Consider the following 21,163-nt stretch of genomic DNA (forward strand, 5'->3'; position numbering starts at 1 on the left):
TGACTCCCTTCTTTTAATTAGGAGGAATATGAGTGGCTACCGAATTGAAAAGCCGTTCCAAAGTAACAGAAAAGAAAGCCGACCCCGTCATATTCAATTTTCCGGAGGAAGCACATTTAGAGAAGATCATCGAGCGTCCGGTCATCATGCAGGTGAAAGACCTGTACAAAAATTATACGAAAGATACGAAAGTGCTGAAAAACATCAATTTCGACATCAAGGAAGGCGAACTCCTGTCGATCATCGGACCTTCAGGTGCCGGCAAATCGACATTGCTGCGCACGATCAACCGGATGATCGAACCGACCAGCGGCGAAATCATCTTCGGTGATGAAAATATCACAAAGCTCAAGGGCAGAGGCCTTCGGAAGATGCGTACGGATATCGGCATGATCTTCCAGCACTACAACCTGGTCGACCGTCTCAGCGTATTCGAAAATGTGCTGCACGGCTTGCTCGGCTACAAGAACAGCCTGCAGGGGATATTCTCCCTTTATTCCGAGGAGGAAAAGGAGAAGGCACTGGAAATCATCACGGAACTCGGCATCGAAGACCATATCTATAAACGCTGCGATGAACTGTCCGGCGGTCAGAAACAGCGTGTCGGCATCGCCAGGGCACTGATCCAGGATCCAAAGATCATACTATGTGATGAACCGATCGCTTCACTCGACCCGAAGGCATCCATGGTCATCATGGAATACTTGAAACGCATCTCACGCGAGCGCGGCATCACGGTCATCGTGAACCTCCACCAGGTCGATGTCGCAAAGAAATATTCCGACCGGATGATCGGACTGAACGCTGGTGAGATCGTCTTCAATGATGTCCCGGAAGAACTGGATCAGGGCGTCGTCACGAAAATATACGGCTCCAAAGCTGATGAACTGATAGTGGAGTAGGGTGAAAAATTATGAGCAGTAAATCATCAACACAACATTTATCCAGGGTGAACATCATCCGCAAAAAGCATCTCAGGCTGACGATTGCAGTCCTCATCATACTCGGGCTGATCATCCTCGCGGGTGAGATCACGAATTATGATCATATCGACGGCCTCGTCAGCATCCCGGCGGCGATTTCCTGGCTGTTTTCGAATATGCTTTTCTCAGCAGGGACGCTTGCCAACTTCCCGACGGTGCTCAGGCTCCTGTGGGAGACGATCCTCATCTCGATCGTATCGACGACGACGGCTTCGGTGTTCGCGCTCATCTTCGCCCTGCTCGGTTCACAGCTGACACAGGTGAACACATTTCTGATGTATGTGGCGAAACTCGTCGCTTCCATCAGCCGTAACATCCCGGTCGTGGCCTGGGCACTCATCCTCGTCCTGAGCTTCGGAACGAACTCGGCAACGGGATTCCTTGCGCTGTTTTTCGCGACATTCGGTTTCCTCGTCCGTGCATACATAGAGACCATCGATGAAGCGAGCAGCGATTCGATCGAAGCCTTGAGGGCGACCGGTGCGACCTACCCGCAGATGATCTTCAAGGCGGTGCTCCCGGGCAGCATGCCCCAGCTCTTCAGCTGGACGCTGTTCATGATAGAGACGAACATCAGGAGCGCAACACTCGTCGGGCTCCTCACAGGTACAGGTATCGGCTACTTATTCGATCTTTACTACAAACAGCTGAATTACGAAATGGTTTCCCTGATCACGCTGTCGATCGTCGTTGCGGTATTGATCATTGAAACAATTTCAAACCGTATCAGAAGGGAGATCATTTGATGGATTTACAACTGGACCGTACACATGACGGCAAAATAAAAATCAACCGGCCCACACGCGGACAGAAATCCCTGAAATGGATTCTGATCGGCACGGCACTGTTCACGGTTGCCGGATTCTTCATGATGGATTACAGCGGGCTTGTCCTGTCACAGGCAATCGCCGACACTTTGAGCAACCTGTACCAGATGTTCCTGCAGCCGGAATTGAGCCAGGTCGGCTTCGGCACGGCGATGTCCCAGGTGGTGGTGACGCTGTCGCTCGCATTCCTCTCGACCATCTTAGGTGCAGTAATTTCACTGTTCCTTGCATTCGGGACGGCAGTGAACCTCTCCAAGCCGTGGCTCAGCACACTGATCAAAGGTGTGATCACGATCGCCCGTGCAGTGCCGACCGTACTGTGGGTGCTGATATTCGCGATTGCGGCGGGACTCGGTTCCATTGCGGCGGTGATCGGCATGATGTTCCACTCGGTCGCCTACCTCGTCAAGGCATACTCGGAAGCGTTCGAAGAGATCGATGAAGGGAAGATCGAAGCGCTGCGTGCAACCGGGTCGAGCTACTGGCAGATCCTCTTCCAGGTCGTCATACCGGAGACGAAGAGCTATCTCATTTCATGGACGTTCCTGCGCTTTGAAATCAACTTCGGCGTTGCGGTCGCCATGGGTGCCGCTGCAGGGGCAGGCGGCATCGGTTATGAACTCTTCATGTCGAGCACTTTCTATTATGATATGAATGAAGTGGGCATGATCACGATCATCATACTGATCGTTGCGATCATACTCGAACTCATCGCAAACAGGCTGAAGGTCAAAGCCTGAAACGAAAAAAACGTACGCCGCTTCCCGAGGAAGTCCGGCGTACGTTTTTTATATTCTCAGAACAGCTGCAGTATGAGTATCCCGAGAACGATGATTGCGACGGCGATGATGCGCCGTCTGCCGACAGGCTGCCTCGGCAGTCCGAGCAGCCCGAAGTGGTCGATCAGGAGACCCATGATGATCTGGCCGAAGATGGCGGACATCATCGTCAAAGTCACGCCGAGGTAAGGCATGAGGAGGATGTTCATCCCGATGTAGACCGCTCCGAGCAGTCCGCTCGTGAAGTACCACGGTTTGAATGCAGTGCCGTCCACCTTGAGTTTGAAGGACAGCCTGCGGTGCACGATGAGGGCGATGAAGAAGAGGGCGGTCGTCCCCATCAGGAATGAGATGAATGCTGCAAACAGCGTCGAGTCGACTTCGAGGCTGAGCGCGCTGTTCACCGCAGTCTGCATCGGCGGGATCATCCCGGTGAACAGGCCGAGGAACACCCAGGCCCGGGAATGCTGTTCGCCGACGGCGAGTCTTTTATTGATGTTCATATATATGATGCCGATGATGAGGCACGACACGCCGGCGATGTGCATCGGATGGAACGGCTGGGGTGCGGCCTCGAACCAGCCGAAAGTGTCGATCATGATGCCGATGATCATCTGCCCCGTGACCGTGACGATGACGGTGAGCGCCGCACCGATCCGCGGGAGCAGGACAAAGTTCGCCGTAAGGAAGATGACGCCCATCACCCCCCCGGTGAACCATATGTATGAATAATCCTGCGCACCGAAGAATGATGCGGAGAACTTTTCGGTGTTCAGTGCCAGGTTCATGGCGAATAAAGCAATCGTTCCGACGAGGAATGAATAGAACGAAGTGATGAAGACAGCCCTTGAAAATCTTGAGAATTCTGCATTGATGGAAGTCTGCAGCGGTACGGCCATACCGCCGAGGACACCGAGCAATATAAGGAGGTACACGGCATTTCCTGCTTTCTTTGTAAACCCGGAAGTTTTTTATCCGGGCATATTTATTATATATGCTGTAACAATCATATCATTTTTCCAGTATATCAATTGAGAGTTTTTCGCTAAACAAGTAATATAGTAAGGTGATACTGACCATAGGAGAGATAATCAATGAATGTTTCAGATGCAATCAGGACAAGAAGAAGCGTGAAGATCTTTAAGGACACGGAACCGCTTGACCGCGAGACCGTTGAAAGTCTGATCGAAGCGGCCACATGGGCTCCGAACCATTACTTCACCGAGCCATGGAGATTCATCGTGGTGCAGGGCGAGGGCAGGAAGCAGCTGTCGGATGTCATGAAGAAATGGGCGACCGCAAAAGCGGATGACCCGGAATCGCCTGAAGCCGAGAAGCGCATCATGAAAATTGCAGCGAAGCCGATGCTCGCCCCGACGATCATCATCGCCGTCCTTTCAAGGGACCTCGACAATAAGAAAGCGATCTATACGGAAGATGTCTGTGCAGTCGCGGCCGCCGTGCAGAATATGCTCCTTGAAGCCCACAGTAAAGGCATCGGTGCAATCTGGAAGAGCGGCCCGGCCTATCATGCGGAGCCGGTGAAGGATTACTTCAACCTGCGTCAGGATGAGGAGATCCTCGGTGCGGTATTTTTAGGCGAGTCCGCTATGAGGGACGATCTCAAAGTCCACAGGATACCGCACCAGGAGAAGACTGAATGGATCACGGGTGAAACGGAATAATGAGGAAAATCCTGGCCACGGTCTTATTCTTTTTAGGTACGTTATTAATGTTCGGAACGATGACGATCATTCCGGAAAACTGGATCATCCCTTCATATATCGGGGTGGCGATATTATTCATCATCGGCATGTATATGAGCTATACGGCCGAACTTTAAACGAATCGGAGACTGCAACGTGAAGAATATATTTGAAGTTTTATTGGAACGCAGCCGTCTGCTGGTGATTCTGATCATCACCATCGCACTGCTTGGCGTATATACATTTCTTACCATAGAGAACAGGGAAATACCCGAAGTCGAAGTCAACGTCATCAATATAACGACACCGTGGCCCGGCGCCGACAGGGCGGATGTCGAGACGAACATCACCAATGTGATTGAAAGCGATATATTCGGAATAGACGGCATCGACACCGTGTCATCCGTCTCACAGGATGATGTTTCAGTCGTCACCATGGAACTTTCGGATGAAGCTGAACCGGACCAGGTGGAAAATGATATCAATAACCTGGTCGGCCAGGTGGCCGGAGACCTGCCGGAAAATGCAGCCCAGCCGCAGGTGGAAAGCGTGAGCAATGCGTTTCCGCTGCTGAGCTACATATTCCAGAGTGAAAACGGGGAGGGGCTTGAAGATCTGAGGAGCCAGGTCGATGACCTCGCCCTTGATGTGACACAGATGGATGGGGTCAGTGATGTCACGATCAAAGGTTATGATGACCGTACGGTCAATATCGATCTCGACCGGGAGGCGCTGGAGGAAAATCAGATCACACCGGATCAGATCATCCAGGAGATCGACCAGTCCTTCAACCCGGTCATCCTCGGGAGCCAGGTCGAAGATGATGAAAACATCCGGCTGAGCTTCGAGAGCATGGCCCCGCTCGATACGTTCGAAAGCATCCGGATCGGGGATGACGACACGCCCCTTACGGACATTGCCTCTATTGAACTCACCGCTGATGAGCGGGAGGATATCATCGAGCATAACGGGGAAGAGGCTGTATCATTCACAGTGTTCCTGAGTCCCGGGGAGGATGTGCCTTCGACATCCGAAAGCGTCGAAGCGGTCGTTTCACAACATACGGACCAGTTCGATGAAAACATATCCGTCACGACGATATCATCGGAGCGCGAGAATGTTGAGGAGATTTTCGTCGGACTGTACACCTCGCTCCTGCTCGCCCTCGTCGCGGTGATTGTCGGTACATCACTCGGATTATCGTTCATCGGTTCTGCCGTGGTTATGATCACGGTCATACTGTCGATCTTTATCGGGCTGATCCCGCTGCCCTGGCTCGGGGTCGACCTGAACCAGATTTCCGTCATCGGCCTGATCATCGCACTCGGCATACTCGTCGACGACTCGATCGTGGTCAACGACAATATCGAACGCCGGCTGTCGATCGGCGACAATAAGCGTGATGCCATGTACAACGGCATGAAGGAAGTTGCGCCTTCGGTCATCGCCTCGACGCTTGCGATCGTCCTTGCATTCTCGCCATTGCTGCTTCTGTCCGGGGCGAACGGCGAGTTCATACGGGCGCTGCCGAGCATCCTGATCACGACGATCATCGTTTCGACGATACTTGCGATCTTCCTTGTGCCGGCATTGAGGTACCTCATGCCCGTCAAGAATATTTCCGAGAATGCAGGGATTTTCGGCAAGGCGTTCACCGGGCTATCGAACTGGTATGCGGACCGGATGCTGCCGAAATTCATCAGACGGCCTGTCATCACGTTCAGCATCGTGCTGGTCGTCGGTTTGCTGTCACTTGGACTCGTGCGGTTCACGCCATTTGAATTCTTCCCTGAGGCGGACCGCTCGGAAGTGACCGTGGATGTGCTGTTCGATGACGGACAGACGATTGAGGAGACACATGAGCGCACAGGTGAGATCGTCGATTATCTGAGTGATACCATCGATAATCTGGAAGGTGTGACCCGGTTTACGGGGTCCGGGCTGCCGAACCTGTTCGGTGCCTCCCTGGACCAGTCCGGCGAACATACCGCCCAGATTGCCTTATACATCGATAAGGAAGTCATGAGTGCTTCAGAGGTCATCGACACTTATGAAGCGGATCTCCGGGAGGAATTCCCGGAGGCGAAGATCTTTATGGACACGATCGTCCAGGGTCCGCCGGAAGGTGCGCCTGTGACGCTCGACGTCTACAATGAAGATCTCGACCTCCTCGAGGAGTCACTCGAGACGTTCAGGGAGGGACTAGAATCGGAAGGTGCAATCGTCACATCCAACATGGGTGAGCCGGTCGATACCGTCAAGTATGCCATCGACCGGGAGGCACTGGAAGATGCAGAGCTTTCCGTCTCCCAGGTGAAGAACGAATTGAACCTGCTCGGACAGGGCATCCCTGTCCAGGAAATCATCATCGAGGATGAGCAGGTCGAATCGACGATGAAGTACGCAGATGAATATGACCTGGAAGATATAGACATCATCAAATTTTCAGGAGAAGCGCCTGAAACCTTCCCGCTTGCTGATTTTGTAGACCTTGAAGAGACGAACGAATACCAGACGATCGCCCATGATAACGGGGACCGCCAGGTTTCGATGGAGGTTTACAACCTCGAGGAAAGTGAAGTCGAGGAAATCGTGGACGGACTTGCAGGGGATATGAATGATACGACCGACATCGTCGTCGGCGGCGAGGCCACAGATCAGACGGACTTCTTCATTGAAATCGGCGTCCTGTTCGCAGTGATCGTCGTACTCGTCTATCTTGTGATTGCATTCGAGTTCAACTCGCTCGTCCTGCCGCTCGTTATCGTATTCAGTATCTTCCTCTCCATCAGCGGCGGCTTCATCGGACTGTTCGTCACCCAGACGCCGTTGTCCTTCATGGGCGTGATGGGGATGGTGTCCCTTGCCGGAATCGTCGTGAGGAATGCGGTCGTGCTGGTCGACTTCATTGAGGCAAGGCGGAAGGACGGCAGCTTCGTGATCAATGAAGCGATCATCGAAAGCGGACGTGCCCGGATGCGGCCGATCCTCCTGACGACGATCACGACGATCATCGCGCTGCTGCCTGTCGCACTCGGCGGGGATCCGCTGTTCGAACCGCTTGCCATCACCATCATCGCAGGCCTTGCATTTTCATCGGTGCTGTCGCTGATTGTGACGCCAAGCCTGTATATGATCTACTACAGAATAAAGTACAAAGATTGATGAAACAGATCACCTCCTGCTCATTGCAGGGGGTGATTTTTATTATCAGAAAATATAATTGTAAGCGGATACAAAAAGATTGTAAGAACCGGAATTATCGGATAAAATTGAATCATATCAAACAAAGGGGTGTATTAAATGGCATTTGAATTTCCGAATGAAGAAAATGCTCAATACAAAATCAAGGACAAGTACCAGAATTTCATAGGGGGAGAATGGGTCGACCCGGTGGACGGCGAGTATTTCGACAATGAATCACCGGTCATCGGCCAGGTCGTGTCACAGGTGCCGCGCTCGAAGCAGGCGGATGTGGACAATGCGGTGAAGGCGGCACACGAGGCGCAGAAGTCTTGGGGGAAGACTTCTCCGGCCGAAAGAAGCATGGTGTTATTGAAGATTGCGGATAAAGTGGAGGAACACCTGGAGGAGCTTGCGGTGCTTGAAACATTCGAGAACGGCAAGGCGGTCAGGGAGACGCTGAATGCGGATCTGCCTCTGGTGGTCGACCACTACAGATATTTTGCGGGCGTCATCCGTGCACAGGAAGGCAGCATCTCGCAGCTCGATGAAGATACCGTCGCGTATCATTTCCATGAGCCCCTCGGTGTAGTGGGGCAGATCATTCCGTGGAACTTCCCGCTGCTCATGGCTGCGTGGAAGATTGCACCGGCACTCGCTGCCGGCAACTCGATCGTGCTGAAGCCGGCGGAGCAGACGCCGACGACGATCCTGCATTTCGCGGAACTCATCCAGGATATCGTGCCAAAAGGCGTCCTCAACATCGTGAACGGCTTCGGCGCTGAAGCGGGACAGGCGCTTGCGACGCATCAGGACATCAATAAGATTGCATTCACGGGTGAGACGACTACCGGCCGGATCATCATGCAGAATGCGAGCCAGAACATCATCCCGGTGACGCTTGAACTGGGCGGCAAATCGCCGAACATCTTCGCAAAAGATGTCATGGACGCAGATGACGGCTATCTGGATAAGGCGATTGAAGGACTTGTGATGTTCGCGCTGAACCAGGGTGAAGTGTGTACATGTCCGTCACGTGCACTCATCCATGAGGACATTTACGATGAATTCATGGAAAGGGTCATCAAACGGGTAGAAGAGATCAAGGTCGGCAACCCGCTGGATGAAAATACGATGATGGGTGCACAGACATCCCGCGAGCAGAAGGAGAAAATCACCTCCTACCTCGATATCGGCAGGAAGGAAGGCGCTGAAATCCTGACGGGCGGAAACGTCAAGGAGATGGACGGCGAACTCGGTGAAGGCTACTACATCGAACCGACGATCTTCAAAGGCAACAACAAAATGAGGATTTTCCAGGAAGAGATTTTCGGACCGGTACTTGCGGTCGCAACTTATAAAGACGATGAAGAAGCGCTTGAGATTGCGAATGACACCATGTACGGACTGGGTGCAGGTGTATGGACAAGGTCGCAGAACAGGGCGTACCGTTTCGGACGGGCGATCCAGGCAGGACGTGTATGGGTGAACACGTATCATGACTACCCGGCACATGCTGCATTTGGCGGATACAAAATGAGTGGTATCGGCAGGGAGAACCACTTGATGATGCTGAGCCATTATCAGCAGACGAAGAACCTGCTCATCAGCTACGGAGAGTCACCTAAAGGATTTTTCTAAATGACGGCAGATAACAAATCTGTGGATGCAACACAATCCGCCAAGGATCTGATCCGGGAATTGAAGGAAGAACACGGCGAACTCGTCTTCCACCAGTCAGGAGGATGCTGTGACGGCTCGAGCCCGATGTGCCTGAAGAAGGACATGATCATCATCGGCCCCGCCGATGTGAAGCTCGGGGAAATTGAAGGTGTGGAATTTTACATGCACCGCCAGCAGTACGAATACTGGAAGCACACGAAACTCACGGTCGATGTCGTCAAAGGCAACGGCGGCATGTTCAGTGTAGAAGGCCCGAGAGGCGTGCGGTTCCACATCCGGAGCGAGCCGAAATGATTTGAAATAAAAAACCTGCAGTGCCTTTTATTGAAAAGGACTGCAGGTTTTTTGCTGATTTTGACCTTTATTCGGTTTAACGCCTGCTCGTTTCGTTCACGAACAGGTGTTAAAAGTTTAATGGATGCTCGTTTCGCCCGCGAGCAGGTGTTGAACTGCCAAAAGCGGTTTTATTTGTATAAAGGTACTCCAAAGTGATCCAGCACGTACTTCGGCACGAAGTATCTGGCGGTTTTCTTCGGATCCACGATCTGGTTGACCTGGGTGTGGCCGGTCAGGCTCAGCAGTTTCGCCATTTCATCGACTGATTTCCCGGCGTATGGTTTAAGGAACTTGATCATCTCCTTGACGCTCTGATCGACTGCAGTGTCGAGATCGACTTTAGAGACGTTCATATAGGCACCTTCCTCATTAACAAGCAGTGGATGCGAAATGTCGATATCTTCAACGATTTCAAGCTTTACGGTGGCTTCGCATTCCACTTCAAGCCCGGATACGCCGATTTCCCCGTCACCCATGGCGCCGTGGGCATCGCCGAGTCCGAACAGGCCGCCTTCATGGAATACAGGCAGGTAGAGTGTGGCACCTTCGGTGATTTTGATGGAGTCCATGTTTCCGCCGTGGTCGCCGGGAGTGCCGTTGTTCACAGGGTCGCCTTCAGGCGCGACACCGATGACGCCGATCATTTTATTGACCGGAATTTCAAGGCCGTCGAAATCGACAGTCTGTTTCTCTTTGTCGATCGGCAGTATCTTCCGTGTGAACTCGGTCAGCTCATCGCCCATGACTCCGGACTCAGGACCGGTCACGACGATGCCCTCGTCGCCGATGTCGAGCTTCTCGATGGTCACCTTCAGCACATTTCCCGGCTTCAAGCCGTTCACATAGACGGGGCCGGTCGCAGGGTTGATCTCATCCCAGTTCAATCTTGTCGTCGTATCCTCCTCGGAAGTGATCTGGCCGGTGAAGCAGTCGTGCGCCTCCATTACGACCGTATCCCCGGAATCGACGTAAAGCGCAGGTGCATTGTTCTTGTCCATTGCATAAAATTTGTTGTCTTTTGTTAAATTATGATGCATGATTACCCTCCGTCATATAATTAAAAGTTTTGAACCGTTACATATAGGATACCTTTAAAATAAGGATATATATAGTTTTTGAATTGGCCGGGGCCGTGGGCGCCGGAGTGATCTTACGCAAAACATCAAGCAGGGAGCAGGGTTGTAAATGTCCGGTTATATCGTTTATCTTACAATATTCATATTAGGCGCCATACCACTCTTCGAAGCGACGTTCGTCGTGCCGATTGCGATCCTCGGCGGCTCGAGTTTGATACCGTCACTGATTGCAGGGATCCTCGGCAACGCTCTGACAATCTTCCTGGTCGTCATCTTCAGTGAGAAGGTGCGGGACTGGTTCATGAAGAATAAAGAATCCAAACGGAGCAGGCGGGCGGAAGGCATATGGAAGAAGTTCGGCTTCTACGGATTCGTGTTCCTCGGGCCGATCCTCCTCAGCTCGCATGTCGCAGCCATCGCGGCCGTGTCATTCGGGGCGACCAAGACGAAGACCGTAGCGTACGTCACTTTGAGCCTCATCCTCTGGACACTGCCGCTTGCGATACTCGCCCATTACGGGACGGATCTCCTCGGGCTTGAAGATATGCAGTTCCTGCAAAGCTACTTGAATTCATGATGAGTTGGCCTGATTCGATTATGTCCGTCTGAAATAAAGAGATAATCGATTTTGGAGTCGCTATTCGATTAAGTAAGTCACATGGAAATAAAGAGATAATCGATTCTGGAATCGCTATTCGATTAAGTCGCCCGGAATTCAAAAGATAATCGATTCTCCACCCTGGGCGTCCCGCATATATCCGATAATAAAGAGGCTGCAAAAGCAGCCTCTTTAATGTTTATTCCGGGAATGATACGTTTTCCAGCCTGATGATGCCGACCGGATCGAGTTCAACGCCTTCCACGAGCGTGTCATTCACCCCGATGCCAAGCTCACCGTAGTAGAGCGGGGCGATCGGCAGATCTTCAACAAGTATCTCCTGGGCTTCAGCGTACGCATCTTCGCGTTCGCCTTCATCGCTTGCCTGTCTGCCTGCTTCCAGCAGTTCATCAAGTTCAGGATTCGAGTAGTTCCAGCGGTTGCCCGAACCGTCCTGGCTGTCGGTGTGGAACATCGGATACAGACCGTAGTCCGCATCGCCCGTCACCGTGATCCACTGCAGCATGAACATATCATGGTCGCCCTGGTCGGCCATCTCAAGGAATGTGCCGAACTCATACTGCTCGATTTCCAGGTTGACGCCGATCTCGCTCAATGTATCCTGCATGAACAGTGCGATGTCCCTGTTCACCTCAGAATCGGACATCCAGATTGTCGCATCAAAGCCGTCCGGGTGGTCCGATTGTGCCATGTATTCCTGCGCCTGTTCCAGGTCGTATTCCATTTCATCCTGGGAATCGTCATGGCCGAAGACCGGCGGTGCAATATGCGTCGAGGCGAGGATACCGCGGCCGTCCAGCATATCGTTGATGATGCTGTCACGGTCGATGGCGTGGGAAATCGCCTTCCTTACATTTTCATCGTCAAAAGGTTCTTTTTCATAGTTGAATGCGAGGTAGGTCATGGATAAACCGTCCTGATCGATGATGTCGGTATCCTCATGATCCCTGACGCGCGGCATGTTCTCGGCATCGACGCTGTCGTTGACCGCAATGCCGCCAGTTTCCAGTTCAGCGAGGCGCGACTGGTTCTCAGGGATGACCCTGTATGTCACCGTGTCGAAATTGCGTTCATCGCCGTGGAAATCCTCAAAGCGTTCAAGCACGACATTGTCCCCCGGATTCCTTTCGGACAGCTGAAGATGGTTGGTGCCGTCCGGGTTTTCAGCGATGACCTGACCGAGTTCCGCAGCGATTGCTTCGGAGACTTCCTCGAATTCATCCCCGCCTTCTTCCCTCAGTTCATAGTATTCTTCCAGTGTGACTTCAGATTCCGCACTGTCGAGTGCATTCTGGTAATCCTCATCGATGACTTCCTTGCTCAGTATACCTGCGGTGTTGTGCGCGAGGTTGCTGAGGAGTGGTGCGAACGGATACTCCGTATGGAGCGTCACTTCGTGGTCACCTGTGACTTCGACGTCTTCAACCATTTCGAACATGAATGCCACCGATGCGCCGACGCTCGGGTCGAGCAGGCGGTCGAACGTCGCTTCGACATCTTCTGCAGTGAATTCGGAACCGTTATGGAATGTCACGCCTTCCTTCAATGTAAAGACCCACGTGTTGTCATCGACCTGTTCCCAATCGGTCGCAAGCCCCTCGCCGATTTCCATATCCAGGTCCTGGCTGACAAGTGTGTCGAAAATCTGCGTCCTGAGCTGTGCGGAAGGAATATCATTGGATCCGTGCGGATCCATCGTGACGGGTTCGTTGATCAGCCCGATCGTAAGGTCCCCTCCCTGGCCGCCTTCTTCCGCCACATCGTCATCCGCCTCGACTTCTCCGTCCCCATTGCCCTCACCGTTGCCGTTGCATGCTGCCATCACGAGCATCAATGCAAACATCAACGGGATGAGCCAAAATTTCCTGTTCATCTAATTTCCCCCTTGTTTGAATTTAAATATATTATACCTAATGTGGAAACGCTTTACAAAATTATTTTGAAATATTCAGTAAATTATTGAGCGCATAGAAAAACGGGGACAGCAATCACTGTCCCCGCATCCTACGCATACTGGCGGACCGCCGCCGCAACGAACGCCTGGAAGATTTTCTTTGAAGCCTCGTCATTGAAGTAGGTGCCTTCCGGATGCCACTGCAGCCCGATGACGAAGTCATGCACCGTGCTCTCCACGGCTTCGACGACACCGTCGGGGGATAAGCCTGAAATGATGAAATGGTCCGGCACATCTTTATTGGCCTGGTGGTGGAAGGTATTGGTCTTGATCGAAGTTTCGCCGACGATCCTGTGCAATAAAGAACCCGCCTCGATATCGACCGTATGTGCAAGGTAATTCCTTGCCGCTTTCTGCGTGTGCTGGTTCAGTTCAGCCTCCATCTGGCTGTAGATATCCTGGTACATCGTGCCGCCCTGCTGGATGTTCAAAATCTGTGCACCGCGGCATATGCCGAGTATGGGGATGCCTTTTTCAAGCGCATGTTCGATGAGTGCACTTTCATACGCGTCGCGGCCGGGTTCGATTTCCCCGAGTTCCCGATGCGGTTCTTCGCCGAAGAGGGCGGGCTCGATATCGTTGCCGCCCGTGAGCAGCAGTGCATCGATGTTGTCGATCTGGGTCTTTATTTTCCCGGGGTCCTCTGTTTTGGCGAGCACCATCGGCACCCCGTCCGAATCGTTGATGGCATCAATGTACGTCGTCGGCAGCGTCAGTCCTTTTTCAGAGATGAAAGTCGTGATTCCGATGATCGGCTGTGGCATGGATAAACTCCCTTTCATATGTTTACAGACAAGGGTAGCACACTCCGGGTATCACGGCCAACCCCGGAATCGGGGCAAAAAAATAAGACCCGGAGGTCTTATTTCTTCTTGCCGGCGGCATTGATGAAAGCTTCAATAATCTTCCTGGAAGGTTCATTGAATTCAAATGCATCCTCCGGATGGAACTGGAGTCCGATGACGAAATCATGCTCCCTGCTTTCAATTGCTTCGATGACGCCGTCCGGTGCCACGGCTGCGACCTCGAACGAGGCGCCGATATCATGGTTCGCCTGATGGTGGAAGCTGTTGACGGACATCTCCGTCACCCCGGTGATGTCATGCAGCTTCGTCCCTTCGAATATTTCTATCTTATGGTTCAAAAAATCCCTGTTCGAAGTCTGCCTGTGCTGGATCAGCCCCTCGCCGTATTCCGAAGCCAGATCCTGATACATTGTCCCGCCGGCCACACTGTTCAAAAGCTGGCTGCCGCGGCATATGCCGAGTATCGGTAGGTCCTTTTCAAGTGCGAGGTGGATCAGTTCAAGTTCATACTCGTCCCGGCCGGCCTCGACATTTTCAAGCTTTGGATGCGGGTTCTCGCCGTATGTCGCAGGATTGATGTCATTCCCGCCGGTGAGGAAGAGCGCATCGATATGCTCGAGCTGCCCCTTGATCACTTCTTTGTCCTCGACTTTCGGCAGGAGCAGCGGGATGCCGCCGAGTTTTGAAATCGAATAGATGAAAGTCGCGCTCAGTTCCAGATGGTCGCCGTCGACGACTTCCGTCGTGATGCCGATAATGGGTAATGTCATAATGATCTCCTCTTTTAAAAAGTGGTTTGTACACCAACTATTACCCTTTACCGCATATATTAATCCACGGGGCTAATTATTGCCGGATATATTCTCGTAGGCGGGGATTTTACCCTGCTCGTAACTGCCGAGTATGTTGACGTAGGCACCCCTCCGGGTGATTTCATCCAGCGCCCTGGCGAGACCCGCTTCCTGGATGCCTTTCTCCACGTCTATGAAGAAACCGTATGAGAACGGCCTGTTCTGGATTGGCCTCGACATGAGGTAGACGAGGTTCACATCATTTTCCTTGAAGATGCTCAAAATCCCATGCAGTGAGCCCGTGCTATGGTCCGTTTCGATGTAGAGTGACGTCTTGTCCTTGAAGTCCGGTGAGCTGCCGTTCTTATTCTTGAAGAATAAAAACCGCGTTGTATTCAGCGGATTGTCGCTGATGTTATCCCGGATGACGGTCATGCCGTAAAGCTCTGCGGCATGGCGGCCCGCGATGCCCGCAATCGTCTCGTCCGGCGAATCCTTCACCATCCGCACGGCGCCTGCAGTGTCGGGATATTCAAGCACCTCGATGTTCGGGTAGCCGCTCAAATACGTATAGCACTGCTCGAGCGCTTCGGGGTGGGAGTACACTTTCGTGATCTCCGACGGCTCGACCGGGTTCTTTGTGATCAGGGCATGGTCGATCTTCACGTATACCTCGCTGACCGCTTCCATATTCAAGTATTTCATCAGGTCGATCGTCCTTGTGATCGGGCCGCTCGTCGAGTTCTCCACAGGGAGTGCGATGTAGTCGACCTCCCTGTTCTCGAGGGCCTCGACCAGCAGTTTGAATGTCATATATCCTTTAGTTTCATAATCTCTGCCTTCAGCAAAACTTTTACAGGCCACTGTCGAATAGCTGCCTTCAACACCTTGATAGCCAATGATCATTTTTACCTCTCCTTAATCGGACGCAAGCGTCCATCTACGAAAATCTGTACTGGGCATCGTGCAGCGCCCTGTAGTGTCCATTATTTATATTTACCAACTCTTCATGTGTGCCGCTTTCCGCAATCCCGTCCCGGTTCACGACCATGATGCGGTCCGCATTTTTGATCGTCGCAAGGCGGTGGGCGATGACGAGTGTCGTCCTGCCTTCCGACAGGCGGTTCAGCGCCTTCTGTATCTCGAGCTCGGTTGCGGTGTCGAGCGCGCTCGTCGCCTCATCGAGTATGAGGATCGGCGGATTCTTCAAAAACATCCGCGCAATCGAGATGCGCTGCTTCTGTCCTCCGGACAGTTTCACGCCGCGTTCGCCGACCACTGTATCGAGACCTCTCGGATAACTGTCCACGAGTGATTTCAGCTGCGCCTTTTCAAGCGCTGCATACACTTCCGCATCCGTCGCGTTTGGCTTGCCGTAGGCGACGTTGTCCCTGAGGGTGCCTGAGAATAAAAATACGTCCTGCTGGACCGTGCCGATATTCTGCCTGAGCGATGACAAAGTGTAGTCTCGTATATCCGTGCCGTCGATTTTGATGCCTCCGCCCGTCACATCATAGAAGCGGGGGAGGAGGGATGCGAGCGTCGTCTTGCCGGCGCCGCTCGGGCCGACGAAGGCGACCGTCTCGCCCGGCCGGATGGTGAGTGAAATGTTTTCTAGCATATGTTTGTTCTCGTAGCCGAACGTCACGTCCTCATATTCGATATGGCCTTTTACATTGCGCAGTTCAACCGCATCATCACGCTCCTCGACATCCGGCACTTCCCTCAGTATTTCAGTGAAGTGCTTGAAGCCTGCGATGCCGTTCGGATACAGCTCGATGACCGCATTGATCTTCTCGAGCGGCTTGAACAGTATGTTCGAAATCAGTATGAAAGCCGCAAACTCGCCGAATGTGAGCTCGCCCTGCATCGTGTAGTAGGCACCGGCGATCAGTATGAACACGGTCACGAGGCGCATCAGCATGTATGTCGATGAGTTGTTCAGCGCCATGATTTTGTACGCCTTCAGCTTTGTTGCCCTGAACGCTTCATTCAGGCGTCTGAAGTTGTCCATTTCACGCTCTTCGTTCGCATATGCCTGGACGAGACGGATGCCGCCGATCTTGTCCTCGATCATATGGTTGAAGTCCGATACGCGGGAGAACAGCTCCCTGAAGGCGACCGTCATCTTTTTATTGAAGTAGATCGCGATGATCAGTATGAACGGCACGATGATGAATGAAATCACCGCGAGTTCTGCATGTATGGATAACATGATACCAAAAGCGCCGAGGAGAGTCATCACGGCGATGAACAGGTCCTCGGGCCCGTGGTGCGCCATCTCGCCGACGTTCATCAGATCATTTGTCAGGCGGGTCAGGAGCTTTCCGGTCTTCGTATTGTCGAAGAAGCGGTAGGACAGGCGCTGGATATGACCGTACAAGTCATTCCGTATGTCCCGCTCGATGTTCGTCCCGAGCATGTGGCCCCAATATGTAACGACGAACTGCATGAACGTATTGAACGCATAGATGAGCAGGAGCCCTGCGGCTGCGAATATGATCCACCGCCAGTTGCTGGAAGGCAGCAGTTCGTCGATGAACAGGTTGACGATCAGCGGGAATGCAAGCTCCAGCAGGCCGACGAGCACCGCGCTGAAGAAATCCGTGAAGAACAATAACTTATAAGGCGCATAATAAGAAAAGAACTTCCGCACCGGCATGACCTCTTTTACTATATAATCATGCCTATCATTATAGCACGGCCGGCCGGGTATTTTGACACCGGAAATGAAAAAAACACCTGCTTCTGCAGGTGTCTTCATCCCCCGGTGATGCCGGCGAACAAGGAACGGTAGTCCTCGAGCTCACTTTCACATGTATTCCTGACCACGATCGGGGAGATCGTGATGTAATTCTGCTGTATATAAAAGAGGTCGGAGCGTTTATTCGAAGGGAAGCTGTTGGCATCCTCCAGGAAATAAAAAATCTCCGAATCGAGTGAGATGAGTTTCTTGAACCGGTATTTCGATGCGTCCGCATCCATCGGCAGCACCTTCGTCCCCCGGATATTCGCCTTCACGTCATTCGGGATGTTGATGTTGAAGGCCGACAGGCTGGGGAGGCGTCCGGCCATGAGTGAGGATAACAGTTCGTATATGGTTTCTTTTATTTTGGAAAAGTTGACGTTGCAGGCCCTGTATTCATCGATGGCGATTGCCGCAGCCGGTATATCGTGCAGGTACGCTTCCTCGACGGCCCTTGTGGAAGGGGACTTGAAGGCGTCGCGGCCGACGTTCGCCCCGAGGTTGATCCCTGAGAATACGAAGTCCGGGAAGCCGTCCGTGATCTCCTCGATGCCGAGCTTCACGCAGTCCGACGGCGAACCGTTGATCGTGAAGGCATTGATGCCGTCCGGATATTCGACCCGCTTCAGGCTGAGCGGCCGGTTGAGCGACGGTTTTACATTATCGATATAGTCATCATTCTGCGGGCAGATGACCGTCACTTCCCCGAAATGTGTGAGCAGTTCACTCAAAGCCATCACACCGGCTGAAAAGATGCCGTCTTCATTGGTGACTAGTATTTTCAAATAAAACATCCTTCCTTAAAGCGGTAATTGATATGTAAATATTTTGCCTCATCCTCAATGTAAAGCATGATTATTAATTTTTTGTGAAGTTGCAATTACATATTGTAAATTTATATGCAGATTGAATTTACAGCGATGTTTATTTCGTTTAAAAAGCGACTGGGGCCGGCCGATATGATAATATGATTTAGAAAAGTTTTGTATGAAATGCATGGAAATCGATAAAAATCTGGAGTGGTTCTTATGACGAAATTGAATATCGGCCTGCTTTACGGCGGCAGATCGACGGAGCATGAAGTCTCGATGCGTTCGGCGGCAAGCATCCTTTCGGTGCTGGACAGGGAGAAATATGATGTGAACCTGATCCACATCTCGAAGGACGGGGAGTGGCTGCTTGCACCGGACAGCGCGGAGATCAGGGATTTGAGTGGTGATGCGGATGCCCGGAAACTTGCGGTGCGGCCGTCGGGACAGCTTGAGGGACTGGACGGGCTCGATGTCGTCATTCCCGTGCTGCACGGCACATTCGGCGAGGACGGCACGGTGCAGGGTCTCCTTGAGATTGCGGAAATCCCGTACGTCGGATGCAACGTCAGAAGTTCGTCCGTATGCATGGACAAGGATATGACGAAGCGGCTTTTGAAGCTGGAAGGCATCGATGTCGCGGAATCCGTCCTCTTCAAACATCATGAAAAGGATGATGTGGACTTTGCCGCGGTGGAGGCGAAGCTCGGCCTGCCGATGTTTGTAAAACCCGTCAACCAGGGGTCATCCGTCGGCGTCTCCAAAGTGACGGATGAGGAGAGCTTCCACAAGGCGCTCGCACTTGCATTCAAGTTCGATACGAAAGTGATGGTGGAGAGCGCCCTGCAGGGACGCGAAGTCGAAGTATCCGTGCTCGGCAACGCCGACCCGTTCATTTCCGTTCCGGGTGAGATCATCCCGGACGATGGTTTTTATTCCTATGATTCCAAGTACCTCGACGAAAACGGGGCAGGGCTGGAAATCCCGGCGAAGCTCGATGAGGCGACGGTCCTGAATCTGCAGGATGTGGCGCTGAGGACTTTCGGGGCGCTCGACTGCGAGGGCATGGCGCGGGTCGACATGTTCCTTTTGGAGGATGGGCGGATTTTTGTCAACGAAGTCAACACCTTCCCGGGCTTCACAAGCATCAGCATGTACCCGAAGCTGCTTGAGGCCTCGGGCGTGAGCTACACCGAGCTCGTCGACCGCCTGATTGCGCTCGCACTCGAACGCCACGAGCTGGAAGCAGGCCTCACGACCGACTTCCTGTAGAAGTTGGGGTGCGCTTTCGCAAGGTTGTGCCGGCTTTGCGGTGAAGGTTGCGAATTTCAGGTGTGATTTCGCAAGGTTGTGCCGGCTTTGCGGTGAAGGTTGCGAATTGCGGGCGTGATTTCGCAAGGTTGCGCGGGTTTTGCGATGAAGGTTACGAATTTCGGGTGTGTTTTCGCAAGGTTGCGCGGGTTTCGCGGTGAAGGTTGCGAATTTCAGGTGTAATTTCGCAAGATTGCACCGTCTTTGCAGTGAAGGTTGCGAATTTTGGGTGTGGATTCGCAGGGTTGCACCAGCTTTGCAGTGAAGGTTGCGATTAAAGATCATGCAGGAGAATAAAACCCGGCCAGTCACGTCAACACCGGGGTCTCCATCCGGACTCAGAGACAAAACCCGGACAGCCGCGCGAGCACCGGTGCCTCCATCCGGACCAAGCGCGCCAATCTAAACCCACAACACAAAAAAGAGGCCTTCGGGCCTCTTTTTTCATTCTATATCTTTGACGGCGTCCCGGACGAGCGGGGCGACTTTTGTGCCGAAGAGTTCGATTGTCCGGAGCACCTGCTCGTGGGGCATGGTGCCGACGGGGGTCTGCAGGGTGAAGCGGGTGATGCCCATGCGTTTCCTGAGGTCGACGATCTTCGCCGCGACGGTCTCGGGGCTGCCGATGTAGAGGGCGCCGTCGGGTTCGATCATCCGCTCGTAGTTTTCACGCGAGTATGCACCCCAGCCGCGCTCGCGGCCGATGTTCGTCATCGCCTGTGAAATAGCCGGGAAGAACAGATCTTTCGCCTCTTCATCCGTATCCCATATGAAACCGTGGCTGTTGGTCGCGACCCGGAGTTTCTCCGGCGGATGTCCCGCCTGCACGCCGATCTGTTTATAGAAGTCGACGACCCGCTGGAACTGGTAGGGGCTGCCGCCGATGATTGCGAGTACAAGCGGCAGGCCGAGCTGGGCCGCCCGCGCTGCAGACTGCGGGGTCCCGCCGCTTGCGATCCATATCGGGATCCCGTCCTGCACAGGTCTCGGGAAGATCTCCACATTCTCTAAAGGTGCGCGCATCTCTCCCTGCCAGTTGATCTTGCCGCCTTTCTGGAGTTCCAATAAAAGGTCAAGCTTCTCATCGAACAGCTGGTTGTAGTCATCCAGGTCGTAGCCGAACAACGGGAAGGACTCGATGAACGAGCCGCGTCCCGCCATGATTTCCGCGCGGCCGTTTGAAATGCCGTCCAAGGTCGCGAACCTTTCATATACCCTGACCGGGTCGTCGGATGACAATACCGTGACACCGCTTGATAAGCGGATGTTTTCCGTCCGTGCCGCGCCCGCCGCAAGTACGACGTCCGGTGAAGTGACGGCGTAGTCTTCCCTATGGTGTTCGCCCACCGTGAATATGTCGAGGCCGACTTTATCCGCCATCTCGATTTCCTCCACCATATTCCGGAGCCTTTCACCATGCGTGATCGTTTTGCCGGTCTGCGGGTCGAATATCGTGTCGCCGAAAGTGTTGATTCCGAGTTCCATAAAATAAAATACCTCCGTCATTTTTACATCATTTTATCATGTGCATGTTAAAATGGAGATGATAGTGCC

General features: G+C 52.8%; 19 protein-coding genes. 10 read left to right on the forward strand and 9 right to left on the reverse strand.

Translation table 11 applies throughout. The annotated features are described in order from the left end of the window. Positions 1-32: 32 nt before the first annotated feature. From phnC to LPW40_RS05205, 3 genes are read left to right on the forward strand one after another with little or no spacing between them, the layout of a single operon-like run. A complete protein-coding gene (phnC, locus tag LPW40_RS05195) occupies positions 33-902 on the forward strand; it encodes a phosphonate ABC transporter ATP-binding protein (protein ID WP_413775990.1) in 870 nt (289 codons plus the stop codon). 11 nt (positions 903-913) lie between these two features. Beyond that, on the forward strand, positions 914-1,729 hold the full coding sequence (locus LPW40_RS05200) for a PhnE/PtxC family ABC transporter permease (protein ID WP_230821170.1): 816 nt from the start codon (positions 914-916) through the stop codon (positions 1,727-1,729). Continuing rightward, positions 1,729-2,550 carry a PhnE/PtxC family ABC transporter permease gene (locus LPW40_RS05205; RefSeq protein ID WP_230821171.1) on the forward strand — a complete coding sequence of 274 codons (822 nt, stop codon included), beginning with the start codon at positions 1,729-1,731 and terminating at the stop codon, positions 2,548-2,550. The genes LPW40_RS05200 and LPW40_RS05205 overlap by 1 nt, the downstream gene beginning before the upstream one ends. Before the next feature lie 56 nt (positions 2,551-2,606). Here LPW40_RS05205 and LPW40_RS05210 read toward each other — a convergent pair whose 3' ends face one another. Then, entirely contained in the window at positions 2,607-3,524 is a 918-nt protein-coding gene (locus LPW40_RS05210; RefSeq protein ID WP_230821172.1) for a DMT family transporter, read from the reverse strand. 159 nt (positions 3,525-3,683) lie between these two features. On the opposite strand from LPW40_RS05210, the gene LPW40_RS05215 reads away from it, so the two are divergent. From LPW40_RS05215 to LPW40_RS05235, 5 genes are all read left to right on the forward strand, one after another. Next, positions 3,684-4,274 (forward strand): nitroreductase family protein, encoded by a 591-nt coding sequence (locus LPW40_RS05215; RefSeq protein WP_230821173.1) that lies wholly within the window; start codon positions 3,684-3,686, stop codon positions 4,272-4,274. Next, positions 4,274-4,432 carry a hypothetical protein gene (locus LPW40_RS05220; protein ID WP_230821174.1) on the forward strand — a complete coding sequence of 53 codons (159 nt, stop codon included), beginning with the start codon at positions 4,274-4,276 and terminating at the stop codon, positions 4,430-4,432. The genes LPW40_RS05215 and LPW40_RS05220 overlap by 1 nt, the downstream gene beginning before the upstream one ends. A gap of 19 nt (positions 4,433-4,451) precedes the next feature. Continuing rightward, positions 4,452-7,460: an efflux RND transporter permease subunit gene (locus LPW40_RS05225; protein WP_230821175.1), complete on the forward strand. Its 3,009-nt coding sequence runs from the start codon at positions 4,452-4,454 to the stop codon at positions 7,458-7,460. 138 nt (positions 7,461-7,598) lie between these two features. Next, positions 7,599-9,119 carry an acetaldehyde dehydrogenase ExaC gene (gene exaC, locus LPW40_RS05230; RefSeq protein ID WP_230821176.1) on the forward strand — a complete coding sequence of 507 codons (1,521 nt, stop codon included), beginning with the start codon at positions 7,599-7,601 and terminating at the stop codon, positions 9,117-9,119. Then, positions 9,120-9,455, forward strand: coding sequence for a DUF779 domain-containing protein (locus LPW40_RS05235; protein WP_230821177.1), 336 nt, complete (start codon positions 9,120-9,122; stop codon positions 9,453-9,455). Positions 9,456-9,625: 170 nt separating this feature from the next. Here the strand turns inward: LPW40_RS05235 and LPW40_RS05240 are convergent, their stop codons facing one another. Then, positions 9,626-10,534, reverse strand: coding sequence for an acetamidase/formamidase family protein (locus LPW40_RS05240; protein ID WP_230821178.1), 909 nt, complete (start codon positions 10,532-10,534; stop codon positions 9,626-9,628). A gap of 148 nt (positions 10,535-10,682) precedes the next feature. Between LPW40_RS05240 and LPW40_RS05245 the strand changes: the two genes are divergently transcribed. Beyond that, positions 10,683-11,150 (forward strand): small multi-drug export protein, encoded by a 468-nt coding sequence (locus tag LPW40_RS05245; RefSeq protein WP_230821179.1) that lies wholly within the window; start codon positions 10,683-10,685, stop codon positions 11,148-11,150. A 220-nt stretch (positions 11,151-11,370) separates the two neighbouring features. Here the strand turns inward: LPW40_RS05245 and LPW40_RS05250 are convergent, their stop codons facing one another. The 6 genes from LPW40_RS05250 to surE all read right to left on the reverse strand — a co-directional run bounded on the left by LPW40_RS05250 (position 11,371) and on the right by surE (position 18,274). Further along, on the reverse strand, positions 11,371-13,065 hold the full coding sequence (locus LPW40_RS05250; protein WP_230821180.1) for an ABC transporter substrate-binding protein: 1,695 nt from the start codon (positions 13,063-13,065) through the stop codon (positions 11,371-11,373). Positions 13,066-13,196: 131 nt separating this feature from the next. Continuing rightward, on the reverse strand, positions 13,197-13,910 hold the full coding sequence (locus tag LPW40_RS05255) for a gamma-glutamyl-gamma-aminobutyrate hydrolase family protein (RefSeq protein WP_230821181.1): 714 nt from the start codon (positions 13,908-13,910) through the stop codon (positions 13,197-13,199). Positions 13,911-14,008: 98 nt separating this feature from the next. Further along, positions 14,009-14,722, reverse strand: coding sequence for a gamma-glutamyl-gamma-aminobutyrate hydrolase family protein (locus LPW40_RS05260; protein ID WP_230821182.1), 714 nt, complete (start codon positions 14,720-14,722; stop codon positions 14,009-14,011). 72 nt (positions 14,723-14,794) lie between these two features. Beyond that, complete coding sequence (locus tag LPW40_RS05265; protein ID WP_230821183.1) at positions 14,795-15,649, reverse strand: prephenate dehydratase; 855 nt, start codon at positions 15,647-15,649, stop codon at positions 14,795-14,797. Positions 15,650-15,683: 34 nt separating this feature from the next. Beyond that, entirely contained in the window at positions 15,684-17,405 is a 1,722-nt protein-coding gene (locus tag LPW40_RS05270) for an ABC transporter ATP-binding protein (protein ID WP_230821429.1), read from the reverse strand. A gap of 98 nt (positions 17,406-17,503) precedes the next feature. Beyond that, positions 17,504-18,274: a 5'/3'-nucleotidase SurE gene (surE, locus tag LPW40_RS05275; RefSeq protein WP_230821184.1), complete on the reverse strand. Its 771-nt coding sequence runs from the start codon at positions 18,272-18,274 to the stop codon at positions 17,504-17,506. 243 nt (positions 18,275-18,517) lie between these two features. Between surE and LPW40_RS05280 the strand changes: the two genes are divergently transcribed. Further along, positions 18,518-19,570, forward strand: a complete 1,053-nt coding sequence (locus tag LPW40_RS05280) for a D-alanine--D-alanine ligase family protein (RefSeq protein ID WP_230821185.1) — start codon at positions 18,518-18,520, stop codon at positions 19,568-19,570. Between the two features lie 483 nt (positions 19,571-20,053). Here the strand turns inward: LPW40_RS05280 and LPW40_RS05285 are convergent, their stop codons facing one another. Next, positions 20,054-21,094: an LLM class flavin-dependent oxidoreductase gene (locus LPW40_RS05285; RefSeq protein WP_230821186.1), complete on the reverse strand. Its 1,041-nt coding sequence runs from the start codon at positions 21,092-21,094 to the stop codon at positions 20,054-20,056. Positions 21,095-21,163: the final 69 nt, after the last annotated feature.

Origin of the sequence: Salinicoccus halitifaciens (assembly GCF_021026095.1) — a bacterium.
Lineage (GTDB): Bacteria > Bacillota > Bacilli > Staphylococcales > Salinicoccaceae > Lacicoccus > Lacicoccus halitifaciens.